Here is a 19541-nt window from a genome sequence, read left to right on the forward strand (position 1 = left end):
ATCATATAATGAAGAATAGGGACTAAACTGAATTTGTTGCTGTTGAATTAACATCTAAAAAGCCTTATGATTACACCCAAAAGATACAAAAAAAAAGAGTAGAAAACTTTTAGCTTCTACTCCTTTAATTAAAAATTATTCCTGAAAAGGACTTTTTCAGTGCCCTCATTTATTTATTCGGGCTTTTTTTGTTTTAATAACTTCTTGTCCTCACTTAGATTTACAAGATCAATCAAGAATTTATATTTAAAGCTTACACCAGAAGAGTGTTTTTTTTTAAAGTTCATTTGCATATTTTGTCATCTCGACAAAGGAGAGATCACAAAAGAAACTCGACGAAGATTGGCGAATATTTGAACGGAAATACTACCGTGATCTCTCCTTCGTCGAGATGACAAAGAATGTGGTTACTTTGTGTAAATAAAGACACCATAACTCTTTTTTAATCCTTAAAATCTGTGGCTAAAAACTCAGCTCTAAACTTCATAAAAAAAATCCCCGAATAATTATTTATTACTCAGGGACTTTAATTAAAATTTCAACTTATTATTTTTTCTTCTCTATAATAGGAAAATTTCTTGCACGCATTAAAGCGTCAGACTTAGGAGCTCTTCCTCTAAAGTTTTCATAAGCTTTCTCCTGATCAATAGTATTTCCTACACTAAAAATATCATCATAAAGTCGTTTTGCAACTTCTTTATCATAAGGTCCTTTTCCTTCAGTAAAAGCCTCATAAGCATCTGCATTAATAACATCTGCCCATAAATAGCTATAGTATCCGGCAGCATATCCATCTCCGGAGAAAATATGTCCGAATTGAGGAATTCTATGACGCATTACAATTTCTGATGGCATATGAAGTGCATCTAAAGTCTCTTTTTCGAATTTATGAGGATCAATAGTTTCTGTTGCCAAGTGAAGTTTCATATCAATTAATGAACTTGAAATTGTTTCTACAGTTGAGAAACCTTCATTAAAATTAGCCGCTTTTTCAATTCTGTCTACCAAAGATTGTGGCAACGGTTGATTTGTTTTGTAATGCAAAGCAAACTTATTCAATACCTCAGGAGTAGCCAGCCAGTGCTCTAACAATTGTGACGGAAACTCTACATAATCTCTCGCAACATTAGTTCCTGATAAACTAGGATACGTTACATTAGAACATAAACCATGAAGCGCATGTCCAAATTCATGAAACAAAGTTGTAGCGTCTTCCCAGGAAATTAAAACTGGCTCATTTGCAGTACCTTTTATAAAATTACAGTTATTAGATACGATAGTAAGAACTTCGCCATCCATTTTTTGCTGATCACGGTAAGCATTCATCCATGCACCAGAACGCTTTCCTGCACGTGCATAAGGATCAAAATACCACAATCCTACAACTTTACCTGTAATCTTATTAATTACCTCCCAAACACGTACATCCGGATGATATACAGGAACGTTTGTAATTTGTTTGAAACTTAAATTAAACAATTCACCGGCAACCCAAAACATACCTTCACGTAAGTTTTCTAATTGCAAATAAGGCTTCACTTCGTTTTGATCTAAATCGTATTTTGCTTTTCTAACTTTTTCAGCATAGAAACGATAATCCCAAGGCTGAATTTTAAATTTACCACCTTCAGCATCTACAATTTTCTGCATTTCGGCAACATCCTGATGCACTTTTTCTACAGCAGGCTCCCATACTGACAACATTAAATCTAATGTTTTCTTAGGATCTTTTGCCATTTTGTTCGACAAACTCCAATCAGCAAAAGTAGGAAAACCTAATAGTTTTGCTTTTTCAGTACGTAATTGCAAAATAGTAACAAGAGTTGAATTGTTATCATTTGCATTACCATTATCACCACGTTTCACGAAAATATCAAATGCTTTTTCTCTTAAATCCCTACGAGTAGAAAAAGTCAAAAATGGCTCAATAGACGAACGTGTATTTGCAACACATCCCATAACATCTAATTTTCTGCTTTTTGCCTCAGCAATTGCTGCATTTTTTACTTCAGCCGGCAAACCATCAAAATCACTTTCTACGTTTAATGCTACATATTGATTGTGCTCTTCTGCTAATAAATTTTGACTAAATTTCGTAAAAAGACTTGCCAGTTCCTGATTGATCTTAGCAACTTTTTCTTTGTCTTTTTCATTCAATTTAGCACCTTCACGAACAAAATCAGTATAATACAACCAAATTAAACGTTGCTGCTCGCTCGTTAGTTTCTTGCTTTCTTTTGAGTTGTACAAAGTTTCTATTCTGGTAAATAGTTTTTTGTTTTGTAAAACTTTGTCATTGAACGCAGATAATTTTGGAGACATTTCTGTTTCTACAGCATCGAATTCCGGAGTGCTTAATGTAGAACCATAAATCCCGTAAACAGTATAAATTCGAGACATTGTTTTACCTGAGCGCTCTAAAGCCGCAATCGTATTATCAAAAGTTGGTGCTTTTGTACTATTTGCAATAGCATCAACCTCGTTTAGTTTTTCCTGAATCGCAAATTGAAGCGCAGGCTTAAAATCCGATACTTTGTACTCATTAAATGCAGGAACTCCTCCGTAAGGTCCTGTCCATTTTTTAAGCAATGGATTGCTGGAATTAGTTTGTGCGTTTGCCGCAAATAAAGTTGTTCCCATGAGAAAAATTGTCATTAATTTTTTCATTATCATTAATTTGATTTTTAATAGAATATTGTTCCAAATGTAACTAAAAATCAGCATTCGAAAGAAAATTTTAACTTTCAAATCAACCTCAAATCCAAGTTTAATTTAAAGCTATCCTTTAGAAGTTATATAGAAATAGTTTAAATTTGGCACATCATTTACCACTCACATGTTTAAAACCCGAAAAGAAATTGTTTTTGTAGTTCTGGCAGGCATCTTTATCACTAATGCTGTTGTCGCTGAACTTATTGGCGGAAAATTAATTCAAGTTGGCCCGTTTGTAATGAGTATTGGTATTTTGCCCTGGCCGGTAGTTTTTTTAACTACGGATTTGATCAATGAATATTTTGGAGAAAAAGGTGTTAAAAAATTATCTTTTATAACAGCCTGTTTAATAGCATACGCTTTTTTAATATTGTTTATGGCTATTGTAATTCCAGCCGCAAAAGGAATTAGTCCTGTAAATGACGAACAATTTCAAGCCGTATTCGGACAAAGTATGTGGATCATTATTGGTAGTTTGATTGCATTTATGGTATCTCAGCTAATCGATGTCTGGATATTTTGGTTCTTTAAACGACGTACCGGAGAAAGAAAAATATGGCTTAGAACCACAGGATCAACTGTAATCTCGCAATTATTTGATTCTTTTATTGTTCTTGGTATTGCATTTTGGTTACCGGGGAAAATTAATTTTGACACCTTTCTTTCGTCAGCTTTAATTGGATATATTTTTAAATTATCAATAGCCATCTTATTGACTCCGCTAATTTATGCAGGACATCATATGATTAAAAAATATCTAGAAAAAGATAATGTTTCAGAGCAAAAAGAAGATGTTAACGAATGAAAAAAGAAAATATAATCTTGCTATCAATTTTACTATCATTAAGCATTTTTAGCTGTAATAAAAATGATCGGGAAAAATTACTAAAATCTACCAGCACAATTTCCGAAAAGATAAAAGACATATCAAAAAATACAGTAGAAACGATAACGGCAGTTAAAGATTCTATTGCAAAGACGATATTGCCAAACAAAATAAAAAATGATAAAAGTATTACCGGAGAAGCCAGCATTACAAAAGACAGTACAGAAATAGGAACTTTAAACAATGAAAAGATAAGAGGCTTTAGCTACTTTAGAAAACTACTTTCGACTTGTAAAACAGGTGAAACATTAACCCAAAAAGAATTAATCGAAAATCATAACATTCCAAAAGAAGGTGTCAAACTGATAAAAAGCATTACGAAAACTGCTGAAGATGAAATTGACATCAAATGGAAATCTACCTGGTTTATTGAAAAAGTATCAGATGCCAAGTTCACGGATGCACGAATGAAAATCAAATTCGAAGCCAATAAAATGTATACATCAGGAAAAGCAATCGGAATTAAATACAATAAAAAGATCTATAATGATCTAATCATCATAGGAACTTCGGCATACATTCCTTCGGTAAAAGGGTATCATTGGAAAATAGGAAAATAATGGAAAACGAAAATTTAATTCGATGCGGCTGGTGTTCTTCCAGCGATTTATACAAAAAATACCATGACGAAGAATGGGGCATTCCTGTTTATGATGATGCATCTTTGTTTGAATTTCTAATTCTAGAAACTTTTCAGGCAGGTTTAAGCTGGATTACTATTTTAAACAAAAGGGAAAATTTCAGGGTAGCTTTTGATCATTTCGATTATAAAAAAATAGCCAATTATACTGAAGAAAAAATCGAGTCCTTATTGCAAGACTCTGGGATTATTCGAAATAAACTTAAAATTCGTGCAACCATTTCAAATGCACATGCTTTTATGAAAGTGCAAGACGAATTTGGGAGTTTCTCTGATTATATTTGGAAATTCACGAACGGAAAACCCATCAATAACAATCCAAAATCCCTAAAAGATGTTCCTGCCACTACTCCACTTTCAGACGAGATCAGTAAAGATTTAAAAAAACGAGGTTTTAAATTCGTAGGTTCAACCGTAATTTACGCACATATGCAAGCCACCGGAATGGTCAATGATCATATTGAAGATTGCTTTACCCGAAAGGAAAAATAGTCTCATTCACAGTCTCCATTTTTAGTTTTTCAAAAACTTGAAACCTGAAAATTGAAACTTTTAAACAAAATTACATATATTTGCTTCACACTTTAGGGGTGTCTACTAATAAGTAGGCTGAGATTTTACCCTCTGAACCTGATCTAGTTCATACTAGCGTAGGGAAAAGTAAGATGACTTCTGCGCGCATTTTTATGCGCAATTGTAGCCATTCCTAAGGTACCTATTCAATACAGTGAATTTTTACGGTAACCTAAAAACTTAAGGAATGGAACTAAAAATCAACCAACAAATCAAACAATTCAATGCTGAATCGCTAAGCGTTCAGTCATTGCTCGATCTCGAAATTCCACACAAACAAAACGGAATCGCCGTTGCCATTAATAATACCGTTGTTCCAAAAACCAATTGGAACCAACATCTTGTGCGCGAAACTGACGAAATTCTTATTATTTCAGCAACGCAGGGAGGATAAAACTAAAATCCCAATTCAATCCCGATAACCATCGGGACCAAATTCCAACTGATATACAAAACGTAGACGCACTGCTGTGCGTCTCTACGGAAAACCTGAAACCTTAAACAAGAAAAACTTTTAAACTTCTCCATATGACTAACGAAGAAAAAATTTCCAGAACTCCTTTTCCAAACTCCAAAAAAATATATGTAAAAGGTGAAATTCACCCAATAGAAGTTGCCATGCGCGAAGTTATTCTTAGCGATACAAAACTCTCTAATGGCGGAATCGAAAAAAATCCACCGGTAACTATTTACGATACTTCTGGCCCATACACAGATCCAAACATCGAAATTGATATTCGTAAAGGATTACCACGCTTACGCGAAAGTTGGATCCTCAATAGAAATGACGTAGAAATTCTAAATGAAATATCTTCAGATTACGGTCAAACCAGATTGAAAGATGAAAGTTTAAATCACCTTAGATTCGAATATTTACATCAGCCAAAAAAAGCTAAAAATGGTGCGAACGTTACCCAATTGTATTACGCAAAACAAGGCATTATAACTCCGGAAATGGAATATATTGCAATTCGCGAAAACCAACGCATCGAACTTTTGAACGAGCAGACTAAAGCGATGAAATGCCAACACAGCGGACATAGCTTTGGTGCAAATACTCCAAAAAGTAAAATCACTCCGGAATTTGTTCGCAGCGAAGTTGCTTGCGGAAGAGCGATTATCCCAAACAACATCAACCATCCCGAAAGTGAACCCATGATTGTTGGACGTAATTTTCTGGTAAAGATAAATGCCAATATCGGGAATAGTGCTGTAACTTCAAGCATCGAGGAAGAAGTCGAAAAAGCTGTTTGGGCTTGCCGTTGGGGCGCAGACACGATTATGGATTTATCTACGGGAAAAAATATTCATGAAACCCGAGAATGGATTATACGTAATTCACCGGTTCCAATTGGTACGGTTCCTATTTATCAAGCTTTAGAAAAAGTAAAAGGAATCGCCGAAGATTTAACCTGGGAAGTTTTCCGAGATACTTTAATCGAACAGGCAGAACAAGGCGTTTCGTATTTCACTATTCATGCCGGAGTTTTATTGCGCTATATACATTTAACTGCTGATCGTGTTACCGGAATCGTTTCTCGTGGCGGATCAATCATGGCAAAATGGTGTTTATTTCATCATAAAGAAAACTTTTTATATACCCATTTCGAAGAAATCTGCGAAATCATGAAACAATATGATGTCGCTTTTTCTTTGGGCGATGGTTTGCGTCCGGGCTCTATTGCAGATGCTAACGATGCTGCACAATTTGCCGAATTAGAAACATTGGGAGAACTGACAAAAATCGCATGGAAACATGATGTTCAGGTTTTTATTGAAGGTCCTGGTCACGTACCAATGCACATGATCAAAGAAAACATGGACAAACAATTAGAACATTGCCATGAAGCTCCGTTTTATACTTTAGGCCCTTTAACTACTGATATTGCCCCAGGTTACGATCATATTACATCTGCCATTGGAGCTGCAATGATTGGCTGGTATGGTTGCGCAATGTTGTGCTATGTCACGCCAAAAGAACATCTGGGCTTACCCAACAAAAAAGATGTAAAAGATGGCGTGATCACTTATAAAATATCTGCTCATGCTGCTGATTTAGCCAAAGGTCATCCGGGAGCACAATATCGTGATAACGCCTTGAGTAAAGCACGTTTCGAATTTCGTTGGGAAGATCAGTTTAATCTATCCTTAGATCCAGATACAGCCAGAGAATTTCATGATGAAACTCTTCCTGCTGATGGTGCAAAAGTGGCTCATTTCTGCTCAATGTGCGGACCTAAATTCTGTTCTATGAAAATATCTCAGGAAATACGCGATGTCGCTGCTGCCGAAAAAGGGATGCAGGAGAAATCAGAAGAGTTTATTGAGCAAGGGAAAGAAATTTATATTTAGGAAGAGAGAATTGATTAGAGAGAAAAGAATAAAGAAAATAGAATAAAGAAAATAGAACAAAGAGAATAGAACAAAGAGAATAGAACAAAGAGAAAAGAATAAAGACTATGATTGTAATTACAAATCCTTCTGCTATTGCAAATGAAATCAGCATTATAGATTCTTTGTTTGAAGAAGGATTGTCTTTGCTTCATGTTAGGAAACCTTATTTTTCTGAGATTGAGATGGCGGAATTTATCCATCAGATAAAACTTGACTTTCGTTCTAATCTAGTTTTGCACAATCATCACCAATTAGCTGAAAATTTTGAAATTTACAGGGTACACTTTTCTGAAAAAGAAAGGAAAAATAATTTAACAATGAGTCATAACAGAAGGACATCTTCGACATCAACACATTCCATAGAAGATTTCAATGCCTTGGAAGAGAATTTTGATTACGCTTTTCTAAGTCCTGTTTTTACAAGTATTTCTAAAGAGAACTACCATCCAGGAGAAAACCTTTTTGAAGCTTTAAAATCACGAAAAAATCATCAAACTAAAGTTGTCGCTTTAGGCGGAATTGATTCTGAAAATATCCAAAAAACACTTGAAAATGGTTTTGATGATGTTGCACTTTTAGGAAGTATCTGGAATAACGAAAATCCAATAAAACAATTCAAATTATGTCAAAAAATCGCCCATTCGTAGTCAGTATAGCAGGTTTTGACCCAACTGGTGGCGCAGGTGTTTTGGCAGATATCAAAACATTTGAACAGCATGAGGTTACTGGATTTGCCATTATAACAGGCAATACCATTCAGACTGAAAATGAATTTCATGCTATTGAATGGACAGATTTAAACTTTGTAATTCGTTCGATTGATACTTTATTTCAAAACTATAAAATTGCAACTGTAAAAATTGGGATTGTTCCCTCATTACATTATCTTAACCAAATTCTTTCGAGAATAAAAACACTTTCTCCCGACGTTAAAATTGTTTGGGATCCGGTTTTAAAATCGACTACAAAATTCGAATTCATGAATATGGAAGATCAACTGGATTTAAATACAATTTTATCCAAAATAGATTTGATCACTCCTAATTATAATGAAATCGAAGTTTTATTTCCAGGTTTTATTCCAGATCATCTTGGATTGCAAAATGAAATTCAAACAAACATTTTATTAAAAGGCGGACACAATCTTTCTGAAATTGGAACTGACCGTTTATTCCTGAAAAATGAAGTTGTTGATTTACTGCCTTCTGACAATAACTGTTTTGAAAAACATGGTTCCGGTTGTGTATTATCATCAGCAATTTCCGCCAATCTGGCATTGAATCAAAATATAAAAGAGGCCTGCAAAAATGCCAAAACCTATATCGAAAAATACCTGAGTTCAACTTCAACTTTAATCGGATATCATTATGTACCATAAACTGCAATACATTTCACAAGGAAAAACAATCGAAGAACAATTGTATAATATTCATCAGGCACTTGACGCAGGATGCGATTGGATACAAATGCGATTCAAAGATCAAACTGCCAAAGATACTTTTGCTTTAGCTGAAGCTGTAAAATTTTTATGCGACGAATATCTGGCGAATTTCATTATAAACGACAATCTTTATCTCGCTCAGCAAATTGCCGCTGACGGGGTACATTTAGGATTATCAGACATGAGAATCGATGAAGCAAGAGCAATTTTAGGCAATACGAAAATTATTGGCGCAACTGCAAATACATTTGAAGACATTGAAAATCACGTCAAAAATGGTTGCGATTATATTGGATTGGGACCTTTTCAATTTACTAATACTAAAGAAAAATTAAGTCCAATTTTAGGTCTGTCAGGTTATCACGAAATTCTTCAAAAACTAATAACCAATAAAATACAGATTCCTGTTTATGCCATTGGAGGAATTACTTTAGAAGATATAAATCCCTTAATGGAAACCGGAATTCATGGTATTGCAGTATCGGGAATGATCACCAATAGCAATAAAAAAAAGAAATTAATTCAACAACTAAACGAAAAGTTATATGCAAACGTCATTGTTTAAAATTGGAGATAAAACCTTAACCTCCCGCCTATTTTTAGGAACCGGGAAATTTGGTTCTAATCGTGAAATGGAAGAAGCCATTTTAGCATCAGGAAGTGAATTAGTTACCGTTGCTCTAAAACGCATCGATTTAGAAACTGAAACCGATGCTATTTTATCGCATCTACAACATCCAAACATTCATTTATTACCTAATACATCTGGTGCAAGAAATGCAAAAGAAGCTGTTTTTGCCGCTCAATTAGCCAGAGAAGCTTTAGAAACAAATTGGCTGAAACTAGAAATTCATCCGGATCCAAAATACTTAATGCCGGACCCAATTGAAACGCTGAAAGCAACAGAAGAATTGGCTAAACTTGGCTTTTTTGTTTTACCATACATACATGCTGATCCTGTTTTGTGCAAACACTTAGAGAACGCAGGAACTTCGGCCGTGATGCCGCTAGGTTCACCAATTGGAAGCAATAAAGGTTTGAAAACTATCGATTTTCTAGAAATTATTATCGAACAAAGCAATGTTCCTGTAATTATAGATGCCGGAATTGGTGCACCGTCTGATGCTGCAAAAGCAATGGAAATTGGTGCCGATGCTGTTTTGGTCAATACTGCAATTGCCGTCGCCGGAAATCCAAAATTAATGGCAGAAGCTTTTAAGGAGGCTGTCATTGCTGGTAGAAAAGCTTTTGAAGCTAAAATCGCTAATCAGCAGAATTATGCGGTTGCTTCTAGTCCTTTGATATCTTTTCTTTATGATTAAAATATTTAACCGCAAAGTTCGCAAGGTTTTTTCGCAAAGGCCGCCAAGCTTTGCGGACTTTTTAATCAGACGTAAAAAAGACAAAGCTTAGCGGCCTTTGCGTAATTCTTAGCGCTCTTTGCGGTAAAAAAAATCAATCCAATGAATACCTTTAAAGCCATTTTTCAGCAATACGATTGGGATTCCATTCAATCAAAAATATACCAGACTACATCAAAAGATGTAGAACGTTCTTTGTCTAAAACCAAACGCAATCTCAATGATTTTCTAGTTTTAATTTCTCCTGCTGCTCAAAATTATTTGGAGCAAATGGCTCAAGAATGCCATGAAATTACTAAAAAACGTTTCGGCAGAACCATTCAAATGTATGCGCCACTTTATCTAAGCAATGAATGCCAGAACATTTGCACATATTGCGGTTTTAGTTTAGACAATAAAATCAAACGAAAAACACTTTTAGATTCTGAAATAAAACTCGAAGTCGAAGCTTTAAAAAGTCTTGGCTTTGATCATGTTTTATTGGTAACCGGCGAAGCAAATTACACCGTAAATATTAATTATTTTCTGAATGCAATTGCCTTAATAAGAGAGCAATTTTCGATTATTTCGGTTGAAGTTCAGCCACTTTCAACCGAAGATTATGAACGTTTGCATGACGCCGGCGTGTATTCGGTTTTAGTGTATCAGGAAACCTATCATCAGGAAGTATACAAAAAATACCATACTAAAGGCAAAAAATCAAATTTCGATTATAGATTAGAAACTCCTGATAGAATTGGAACTGCAGGAATTCATAAAATAGGTTTAGGTGTTTTATTAGGTTTGGAAGACTGGCGTACCGATAGTTTCTTTAATGCTTTACATCTCGATTATCTTCAAAAGAAATATTGGCAGACCAAATATTCGGTTTCTTTTCCGAGACTTCGTCCGGCTGAAGGCATTATTGAACCTAACTTTATTATGGATGATAAAGATCTAACACAGCTTATTTGTGCGTATCGTTTGTGGAATGAAGATCTTGAAATTTCAATTTCGACAAGAGAAAATGAGAAATTCAGAAACAACATTATTCCAATTGGGGTAACGAGTATGAGCGCAGGATCTAAAACAAATCCAGGTGGTTATGTGGTTGATCAGCAATCTCTGGAACAATTTGAAATCAGCGATGAACGTTCCGCCAGAGAAATTGCACAAATTATAACAAACACAGGTTACGAACCTGTTTGGAAAGATTGGGACAAAATATACAGTCATAAAGTCGAAAGTTATAAAGTCTTAGAGTAAAATACTTTACTTTGATTCCGGCCTTTCTCTTGGACTTTTGATCTTCGACTTTACACTTTAAGACTTAAATTAAATGAGCATTATACAAGAATTTTTACGTTACAACAGACAAACAATCTTACCTGAAATTGGAGACGAAGGCCAGGAAAAACTGAAAAAAGCAAAAGTTTTGGTTATTGGCGCCGGTGGTTTGGGTTGTCCCATCTTGCAATATATAGCCACAGCTGGTGTCGGTTTTATTGGAATTATGGATTATGATACAATTGAAATTCACAATTTACACCGACAGATTTTATATACTGAAAAAGAAATTGGTCAGCAAAAAACTCTTGTTGCTACAGAAGTGGTTTCAAAACTAAATCCCTTAATAGAAGTACTCGCAATAACTGAAAAACTAACGATTGAAAATGCCAATCAAATTATTCAACAGTATGATATTGTTGTAGACGGTTCAGATAATTTTGCAACACGTTATTTAGTAAACGATACTTGTGTTACTTTGCAAAAACCATTGGTTTACGGGAGTATTTTAAAATTTGAAGGTCAGATTGCCGTTTTTAATCATAACGGAAGTAAAAATCTGCGTGACATATTTCCTGAAATGCCGGATCCAAAGGATGTTCCAAATTGCAATTTAAATGGTGTTTTGGGTACTTTGCCGGGAATTATAGGAACAATGATGGCGCACGAAACCCTAAAGTTAATTTTGGATCTACCTACTTTAAAAAATGAATTAGTACTTTTTAATACGCTGAATTATAGTTTTACAAAATTGAATTTTTAAAAAAAAATATATTTACAATAGAGTATAAATTACACTCCTTTATTTTTCTAAAATAGACATAAACTCTTCACGATCGATTTCCCGACAACCTAAACTCTCTAAATGTGGATTATAAACCTGACAATCTAAAAGTTTATAATTCTCTTTTTTTAAATAATTTGCCAAAGCTATAAAAGCAACTTTCGAAGCATTTGATACTTTCGAGAACATACTTTCGCCACAAAATACATGACCCAGATCGATTCCGTACAAACCTCCTACCAAAACCTCATCTTGCCAAACCTCAACAGATTTTGCAATTCCCTGCTGATTCAGTTTACAATAAGCATCGATCATTTCGTTTGAAATCCATGTTCCGTCCTGACCATCACGTTTTATGTTTTGGCAATTTGAAATCACAGCTTCAAAGTTTTGATTAAAAGTAATTTTAAACTGATTTCGATTCAGGATATTACGCATGCTTTTAGACACAATTAATTCATCTAAAAATAAAACCATTCTGGGATCCGGAGACCACCAAAGTATTGGATCTCCTTCATTAAACCAGGGGAAAATTCCACTTTTGTAAGCTAACTTCAATCGTTCCGGATCTAAATCGCCGCCAATGGCAAGAATACCTTCTTCATCGGCTTCTGAAACCGGGGGAAAAAACAAATCGTTGAATACGTAATACATCTTTTAAAATAAAAATTCCAATCCTGAGGCTTCGGGATAAATTCCAAATTACAAACACCTGACTTCTACAATCTTGTCATTTCGACGAAGGAGAAATCACACTAGCTGGTCAACAACAATTGTCTGTATTCTTTGACGAGTTTTGTGTGTGATTTCTCCCTTCGGTCGAAATGACATAAAATGCGTTGAGTTTCTAATACAAAAAATTCCAAACTCCAATTGCATATTTATGAATTGGAATTTGGAATTTGACTTTCTGACTTTAAACCTTTTTAGAAAGGTAAATCGTCCGGTTCGTCTTCGTTTAAGTTTGTAGCCGGAGCAAAAGTCTCTGCTGTAGGCATTGCCGGAGTCTGTCCAGGACCTTCTGGCGCTACTCTTTCGATTCTCCAACCTTGAATACTATTGAAATATCTGGTTTCTCCTTGTGGATTAACCCATTCTCTTCCTCTTAAATTGATAGAAACTTTTACTGCCTCACCTTGTTTGTAGCTACTTAATAAATCGCATTTATCTTGTGTAAATTCGATCAAAATATGCTGTGGATACTGCTCATCTGTGGTAACAACCAACTCTCTTTTTTTGAATGCAGCACTAACTTGTTGCTCTGGGTTCACCACTTTTACTTTTCCTGTAACTTCCATCTTCTTCTATATTAATTATTGTTTCTTTTCTATTTTTTTTGCTAAAAGCACTTTCCATGCCGATGAAATATCATCGTTATTCAAATATTTTTTAGCTTCTAAATGTAGCTTTTCCTGATCGTCGGAACTTAATACTCCTTTGACCGAAAAGTTTTCTTTCACAAATATACTAACTTCTTCTGTTGTAGGCAAGGCTTCAATGTTACCTAATTTCCCGAGATCATTTCCGTCAAAAACGGTGCTTTTCCTGATATAATTCGGGATTACATCTACTCCAACGCCTAATGTTGTCAAGGGTTTTGGGACTTCAAAAAGTCCCGCATTAGATCTTGAATACCAATTACTTCCTAATCTCGAAACCAGGTCTATTTTATGTTGATCGATAGCACCATTTTCATCTAAAACAGCTTCGTGAATATGAATTTTCACCACTTCACAAAGAATCAAATTCCCTGCTCCGCCCTGATCTCCTAACGGAATAATCTGCGTGACTTTGCACTCAAACTGCACGGGAGACTCTTTTACACGATACGGTTTTACAAAATCTGACGGAATTTGTGTTAATCCGGCTTTGATAAATTCGTTTACTCCTTCTCCATATTCAGTACTGGCTAATGATGTTTGCTGTACCATATCATAATTGACTACATTGATTACCACTTCGCGAGTTGCTTCGGCATTGATCAAAGTATGTTTTATGGTATTATCACGAACACGACGCGCTGGCGAAAAAACCAAAATTGGCGGATTGGCACTGAACACATTAAAAAAACTAAAAGGCGACAAATTCGGGATTCCTTTTGTACTTATTGTACTTGCAAAAGCAATAGGCCTTGGCCCAACTGCACTTTGCAGATAACCTTGCAGTTTTACCGTTGTAATTTCTTTAGGATCGATGCTAATCATAGAATTTTTCTTTTTAACCGAATCTCATTTCCGCAACTGCAAAAGTATAGAAATCGTTTCTGCCAAAGAAATAGTTTTAGATTTAAAAACAAAAAATCTTTAGAGGCTTACAAAATATTAAATGTGTTTATTTCGTTATATTTATACCTCAAAAAATATTTTATGTCTTTTTCCGAAAGAAGAAATACAACCCGGTGGATTATTGTTTTCATTTCCTTTTTAATCATTTCTTTGATTCTCTGGAACACTTATACTTTTTTTCAAATTTTTAAAAACGAAGAAAGACTTAAGATGAACCTTTGGGCCAATGCTCAAAAAACATTAGTGAATGCGGATGAGAATACTGATCTGGATTTACCTCTTGATATTTTAAACAACAATACATCTGTTCCTGTTATGCTCACGATGTACGACAAGGTGATTAGTTCTGTGAATGTTCCTGAAGAAATCCTTGCAGACAAAAAGAAATCTATGTCGTATTTAAAAAATCTAAAGAATGAAAACGAACCTATCATTATTGAATATGCTCCCGGAAAACATCAGCGAGTTTATTATGGAAATTCGGCTTTAATCAATAAGCTTAAATATTATCCGGTTGCGTTATTGCTGATTATATTTTTATTTGGTGCTTTAATTTATAACTTTTATAAAAGCACTAAAATGGCCACTCAAAACAAACTTTGGGCAGGAATGGCAAAAGAAACAGCGCACCAGATTGGGACGCCTTTATCTTCTTTAATAGGCTGGGTTGAGATTTTAAAGACTGAAGACATTGATCCATCCATAACAACAGAGATCGAAAAAGATATTGAACGTTTGCAGACTATCACAGATCGTTTTTCTAAAATTGGTTCTGTTCCTGTCTTAGAAGAACATGATATTATTGCCGAAACCCTGAATACTTATGAATATTTGCAATCTCGTTTTTCTAAACAAGTTGCTTTTTCTTATCACGGTTCAAAAGAACCAATATTAGTGATGATAAATCCAACATTGCACAGTTGGACGATCGAAAATTTAGTAAAAAATGCCATTGATGCCATGAAGGGAAAGGGAACCCTGGATCTTCAAATCGAACAGGATGCGCATCATGTAAAAATAAATGTAAAAGATTCCGGAACCGGAATTCCGAAGAGTCAATTCAAATCGATTTTTGAACCTGGTTTTACCACTAAAAAACGCGGCTGGGGATTAGGGCTTTCCTTAACCAAACGAATTGTTGAAGAATACCATGCCGGAAAAATAAAAGTGCTACATTCTGAAATTGGAAAAGGAACTACTTTTCAAATTTCATTAAATAAAAAAGTGCAGTAAAACAATTTACTGCACTTTTCCTATTTTTACTTTGTCAAATCAAGTAGATCCGAAACCCTTTATGTTCAATCAGGACTTGGCTTCGACTTCGCTCAGCCTGACATCCGTCAAAACAAAAATCTTACACTTACAAATTTGCCTGAATACTTTTAGCCAAAGCTTCAAATTCTTCTTTAGAAAGTGATACTTTATTATGAAAACGCATTTCATCCATTTCGTTTAACGGAATCAAATGAACGTGCGCATGGGGAACTTCTAATCCTACAACTGCCATACCTACTCTTTTGCAAGGAACGGTTTTCTCTATAGCAATTGCAATTTTCTTAGAAAACTTCATTAATCCTAAATACAACTCATCATCCATATCAAAAATCTTATCGATTTCTTGTTTTGGAATGCACAGCGTATGTCCTTTAGCATTTGGGTTTACATCTAAAAAAGCCAAATAATTATCGTCTTCAGCAATTTTATATGCAGGAATTTCTCCGTTTACTATTTTGGTAAATATGCTCATTGCGTAATCGTTAATTTGGTAAATCGTTTAATCGGTTAACCAATTAAACAAATAGACGGTTAAACTATTTAGTCTCTTGTAATTTCTAATATTTCAAATTTCAAAACTCCGTTTGGAACTGTGATTTCTGCTACTTCTCCAACAGATTTCCCTAGTAAACCTTTTCCAATAGGAGAAGTTACAGAGATTTTTCCCGTTTTCAAATCGGCTTCACTTTCCGCAACAAGCGTGTACTTCATTTCCATTCCGTTGCTTTGGTTCTTAATTTTCACATTAGAGAGTACCAATGCTTTCGAAACATCAAGTTGTGATTCGTCTATTAATCTTGCATTAGAATACACTTCTTCCATTTTAGAAATTCTCATTTCTAATAAACCTTGTGCTTCTTTTGCTGCATCATATTCGGCGTTTTCAGATAAATCACCTTTGTCTCTTGCTTCTGCTATATCTTGAGATGCCTTTGGTCGCATTACACTTTTTAAATGCTCCAACTCATCTTTTAATTTTTTTAATCCTTCTGCTGTATAATAAGATACTTTACTCATAACTTCGTCGTTTATATAAATACAAAAAATCCCATCGGGACGGGATTTTGTATTACAAATATACTATTATTTTTAATAGTACATAATTATATGTTAATCATATAAAAATCAAATCTAAATAAATTATTTTTGTTTCACTAATTCTTATTAAAATAATGAAAAAATTCTGGCTCTTAACCCTGTTTATTTCTGTGCTTTTCTCTTGTAGCGATAATAACTTAAGCAACAAAAATCCTAACATACCCAGTTATCCGGTTAACTTATCAATTGATATGAATCTACCTGCTTACTCTAATCTTAAGTTTGTGAGCAATGGTATTATAATTCCTAATTATGGTGCAAAAGGAATTATTATTTTTAATGCCGGAAGTGGTTATAATGCCTTTGATGCTGCGTGTCCTAATCAAGCCGTAAATTCATGCGTTGCAATGACAATAAACGGAATAAATGCTTTATGTTCTTGCGACAAATCAGAATATAGCTTGTTTACCGGACTTGGAGGTAAGGAATATCCATTGAAACAATATCGTGTCGAAGTAAGCGGAACCGTGATTCACGTTTATAATTAATATAAAAAAAGCCTGAAAAATTTAATTTTCAGGCTTTTTTTATATCACATATCCTTAAAACTTCAAAGTCAATCCTGCCAGGAAATTAATTCCTGCCTGCGGATAATAGGACGGATAAATATCCCACATTGCTCCGTTTGAAACATATTTTTTATCCAGAATATTATTTACTAAACCGGTAATCATAATTGATTTAAAAATAGATTTTGGTTTTATTTCGTAAGATATATTCAAATCGTTTACAAAGTAATCTGCTAGTTTAGCTGCAGGCAATTCGATATTGTTCATGTATTGTTCTCCAACATATTTTTGTAATAAAGAAATATGAAAATTCTCCATTGGACTATACACAATAATATTTCCGGCAATAACATTTGGCGAATAAGCAATATCCGTTGTTCCGTAGTATTGTCCTTCGACAGCAAGATCAACATTTTTATTACTGCTTAAAGTGAAGTTTGGTCTAAGAAGGAATTTTTCAGAAAGTTTTATTGTCGCATCAACTTCAAATCCTAAACGGTAACTTTTTTCAGTATTAGCACGTATTGGAGCTCCAACATCATCTAATCTTCCGGTTAAAATCAACTGATCTTTATAGCCCATATAGTAGAAATTAGAATTCAATTGAAATTTCTCTGAATTGAATCTCCAGCCTAATTCAAAATCATTTAATTTTTCAGGTTTCACATTTCCGCCTTCATAATCGGTTCTGTTAGGTTCACGATTAGCACGTGCGTAAGAAAAGTAAAGTGTGTTCTTTTGATTGATTTCGTAATTTAAACCTGCTTTTGGATTAAAGAAATTGAATGTATCATCAACTATTCCTGTTTCTTTACTATTGGCTTTATATTGTACTCTTCTGTATTGCAAATCACCGTAAAAACTTAATTTTTCAGTAAACTGATAATTTGCTTTTGCAAAAATATTTCCATCTGTTTTTGTCGAATAATCATCGTAATAATGATCTCCTAATTCAGACTGAGAAGCATATCTGGCCCAGATTACTTTTCCGTAATGATCGCCTTCGTATTTATTCCAGCCTCCGCCTAAGATAACGTCTAGTTTTTCGTCTTTATACTTTACTGAAAAAGTCGTTCCGTAGAAATCATTGTCTAACCATTTCTGACGAATTAAATCTGTTTCTGAAATAGTTCCAACCGGAGCTAAATTGTACTCAGACATAACAGCATCTTCTTTGTAGTTTTCAAAGTAACCTTTTCCTTTTGTATAATGAAGGGCTAAATTTGTGCTCCATTTATCAGAAAATGATTCGCTCCAATGCAACTGATAATGGTTCTGATCATAATTATCCGTTTCATTATCATAATAACGAATATTTCCTGCTTCGTCTGTATATTCTCCTGCAGAATTATAAGTACGATCTGAATTTAGTTTTTCAGCATCAATTCCGTTCCAGGATTGATATGTTTTTTGTGTTCCGCCAAAAACCAAGGCTTTAATTAAGGTAGTTTTTCCAACATACGTTCCTTGCAGAAAATAGGATTTCAGGTCTGAACTGGCGCGATCTACATAACCATCAGACTTAATGGTAGACAAACGTCCTGCCAACTCAAAATGATCGTTTAATAAACCTGTACTGAATTTTACCGTATTTTTATTTGAATTGAAACTACCATAAGAACTGGAAATTTCTCCTGTTGGTTTTGAAGCATAACTATCTGTAAGCATATTTAAACTCGCACCAAACGCTCCGGAACCATTTGTCGAAGTTCCTACACCGCGCTGTAACTGCAGACTTTCTACAGATGAGGCAAAATCCGGCATATTTACCCAAAATGTTCCCTGACTTTCAGAATCGTTATAAGGAATTCCGTTGATCGTTACGTTTACTCTTGTAGCATCACTACCACGAACTCTGATCCCGGTATACCCTATTCCGCCTCCCGCATCAGAAGTAGTAACAACAGATGGTAAATAATTCATTAGAACAGGGATATCCTGTCCGAGATTTCTAAATTTAATTTCTTTTTTATCCATATTACTAAATGTAACCGGAGTTTTTGCAGTAACACGAACTGCTGAAACTAACACATCATCAAGTTTATTGACTTTGGTTGAATCTTGTTCCTGTGAAATAGAAGAAAGAGAATAGAGGAAAGAAAATAGAATAAAGAAAATAGATTTGGTTCTGTCCATTTTTTGAACCTTAGAACCTTTGCAACTTAGTACCTCAGTACCTTTAATAATAGTTTTCATTCGTAAAGAATTACGAATAAAAGGGGGAATTATTCTTTGTTAAATTAATAAATGTTTCACGACAAAATATAGTGTGCACGCTAAAATTGTCGTTTATTTCCCTTAGCGACATTACTCGCTC

At 34.5% G+C, this 19541-nt stretch carries 20 protein-coding genes and 1 riboswitch; of the genes, 13 read left to right on the forward strand and 7 right to left on the reverse strand.

The genetic code is table 11. The features are described 5' to 3' along the window. Positions 1-546 precede the first annotated feature (546 nt). Entirely contained in the window at positions 547-2667 is a 2121-nt protein-coding gene (locus ACQKCJ_RS15805) for a M3 family metallopeptidase (protein ID WP_427402399.1), read from the reverse strand. Positions 2668-2836: 169 nt separating this feature from the next. Between ACQKCJ_RS15805 and ACQKCJ_RS15810 the strand changes: the two genes are divergently transcribed. The 11 genes from ACQKCJ_RS15810 (at position 2837) to ACQKCJ_RS15860 (ending at position 12036) form a co-directional block, all read left to right on the forward strand. Further along, positions 2837-3517 (forward strand): queuosine precursor transporter, encoded by a 681-nt coding sequence (locus tag ACQKCJ_RS15810; protein ID WP_271337004.1) that lies wholly within the window; start codon positions 2837-2839, stop codon positions 3515-3517. Next, a complete protein-coding gene (locus tag ACQKCJ_RS15815) occupies positions 3514-4158 on the forward strand; it encodes a hypothetical protein (protein WP_271337005.1) in 645 nt (214 codons plus the stop codon). Before ACQKCJ_RS15810 ends, ACQKCJ_RS15815 begins: the two co-directional genes overlap by 4 nt. Beyond that, positions 4158-4730 (forward strand): DNA-3-methyladenine glycosylase I, encoded by a 573-nt coding sequence (locus ACQKCJ_RS15820; RefSeq protein ID WP_427402400.1) that lies wholly within the window; start codon positions 4158-4160, stop codon positions 4728-4730. The genes ACQKCJ_RS15815 and ACQKCJ_RS15820 overlap by 1 nt, the downstream gene beginning before the upstream one ends. An 84-nt stretch (positions 4731-4814) precedes the next feature. Beyond that, positions 4815-4912, forward strand: a riboswitch (TPP riboswitch). A gap of 86 nt (positions 4913-4998) precedes the next feature. Beyond that, complete coding sequence (thiS, locus tag ACQKCJ_RS15825) at positions 4999-5205, forward strand: sulfur carrier protein ThiS (protein WP_271337007.1); 207 nt, start codon at positions 4999-5001, stop codon at positions 5203-5205. 134 nt (positions 5206-5339) lie between these two features. After that, positions 5340-7163, forward strand: coding sequence for a phosphomethylpyrimidine synthase ThiC (thiC, locus tag ACQKCJ_RS15830; protein ID WP_427402401.1), 1824 nt, complete (start codon positions 5340-5342; stop codon positions 7161-7163). A 107-nt stretch (positions 7164-7270) separates the two neighbouring features. Then, entirely contained in the window at positions 7271-7852 is a 582-nt protein-coding gene (locus ACQKCJ_RS15835) for a thiamine phosphate synthase (RefSeq protein ID WP_271337009.1), read from the forward strand. Further along, positions 7828-8583, forward strand: a complete 756-nt coding sequence (locus tag ACQKCJ_RS15840; RefSeq protein WP_271337010.1) for a hydroxymethylpyrimidine/phosphomethylpyrimidine kinase — start codon at positions 7828-7830, stop codon at positions 8581-8583. Before ACQKCJ_RS15835 ends, ACQKCJ_RS15840 begins: the two co-directional genes overlap by 25 nt. Next, positions 8573-9211, forward strand: a complete 639-nt coding sequence (locus ACQKCJ_RS15845) for a thiamine phosphate synthase (protein ID WP_427402402.1) — start codon at positions 8573-8575, stop codon at positions 9209-9211. Before ACQKCJ_RS15840 ends, ACQKCJ_RS15845 begins: the two co-directional genes overlap by 11 nt. Further along, entirely contained in the window at positions 9192-9968 is a 777-nt protein-coding gene (locus ACQKCJ_RS15850; RefSeq protein ID WP_271337012.1) for a thiazole synthase, read from the forward strand. The genes ACQKCJ_RS15845 and ACQKCJ_RS15850 overlap by 20 nt, the downstream gene beginning before the upstream one ends. Positions 9969-10109: 141 nt before the next feature. Beyond that, positions 10110-11252, forward strand: a complete 1143-nt coding sequence (gene thiH, locus ACQKCJ_RS15855; protein ID WP_271337013.1) for a 2-iminoacetate synthase ThiH — start codon at positions 10110-10112, stop codon at positions 11250-11252. 73 nt (positions 11253-11325) lie between these two features. Continuing rightward, a complete protein-coding gene (locus ACQKCJ_RS15860; protein WP_271337014.1) occupies positions 11326-12036 on the forward strand; it encodes a HesA/MoeB/ThiF family protein in 711 nt (236 codons plus the stop codon). Between the two features lie 39 nt (positions 12037-12075). Here the strand turns inward: ACQKCJ_RS15860 and aat are convergent, their stop codons facing one another. The 3 genes from aat to ACQKCJ_RS15875 form a co-directional block, all read right to left on the reverse strand. Next, positions 12076-12711, reverse strand: a complete 636-nt coding sequence (gene aat, locus ACQKCJ_RS15865; RefSeq protein ID WP_427402403.1) for a leucyl/phenylalanyl-tRNA--protein transferase — start codon at positions 12709-12711, stop codon at positions 12076-12078. Positions 12712-12983: 272 nt separating this feature from the next. Then, complete coding sequence (locus tag ACQKCJ_RS15870) at positions 12984-13355, reverse strand: DUF3127 domain-containing protein (protein ID WP_271337016.1); 372 nt, start codon at positions 13353-13355, stop codon at positions 12984-12986. Positions 13356-13370: 15 nt separating this feature from the next. Further along, positions 13371-14261 carry a flavin reductase family protein gene (locus ACQKCJ_RS15875; protein ID WP_271337017.1) on the reverse strand — a complete coding sequence of 297 codons (891 nt, stop codon included), beginning with the start codon at positions 14259-14261 and terminating at the stop codon, positions 13371-13373. A 162-nt stretch (positions 14262-14423) separates the two neighbouring features. Here ACQKCJ_RS15875 and ACQKCJ_RS15880 point away from each other — a divergent pair, with 162 nt between their 5' ends. Continuing rightward, complete coding sequence (locus tag ACQKCJ_RS15880; RefSeq protein ID WP_271337018.1) at positions 14424-15575, forward strand: sensor histidine kinase; 1152 nt, start codon at positions 14424-14426, stop codon at positions 15573-15575. Positions 15576-15702: 127 nt separating this feature from the next. Here ACQKCJ_RS15880 and ACQKCJ_RS15885 read toward each other — a convergent pair whose 3' ends face one another. Continuing rightward, positions 15703-16089, reverse strand: coding sequence for an HIT family protein (locus tag ACQKCJ_RS15885; protein WP_271337019.1), 387 nt, complete (start codon positions 16087-16089; stop codon positions 15703-15705). Positions 16090-16157: 68 nt separating this feature from the next. Then, a complete protein-coding gene (gene greA / locus ACQKCJ_RS15890) occupies positions 16158-16634 on the reverse strand; it encodes a transcription elongation factor GreA (protein WP_039111852.1) in 477 nt (158 codons plus the stop codon). A 155-nt stretch (positions 16635-16789) separates the two neighbouring features. Between greA and ACQKCJ_RS15895 the strand changes: the two genes are divergently transcribed. Then, positions 16790-17203, forward strand: a complete 414-nt coding sequence (locus ACQKCJ_RS15895) for a Rieske (2Fe-2S) protein (protein ID WP_271337020.1) — start codon at positions 16790-16792, stop codon at positions 17201-17203. A gap of 54 nt (positions 17204-17257) precedes the next feature. Here the strand turns inward: ACQKCJ_RS15895 and ACQKCJ_RS15900 are convergent, their stop codons facing one another. Further along, a complete protein-coding gene (locus ACQKCJ_RS15900; protein ID WP_271337021.1) occupies positions 17258-19420 on the reverse strand; it encodes a TonB-dependent receptor in 2163 nt (720 codons plus the stop codon). Between the last annotated feature and the right edge of the window lie 121 nt (positions 19421-19541).

This window comes from Flavobacterium sp. NPDC079362 (assembly GCF_050267765.1).
In the GTDB taxonomy this organism is placed as follows: domain Bacteria; phylum Bacteroidota; class Bacteroidia; order Flavobacteriales; family Flavobacteriaceae; genus Flavobacterium; species Flavobacterium azizsancarii.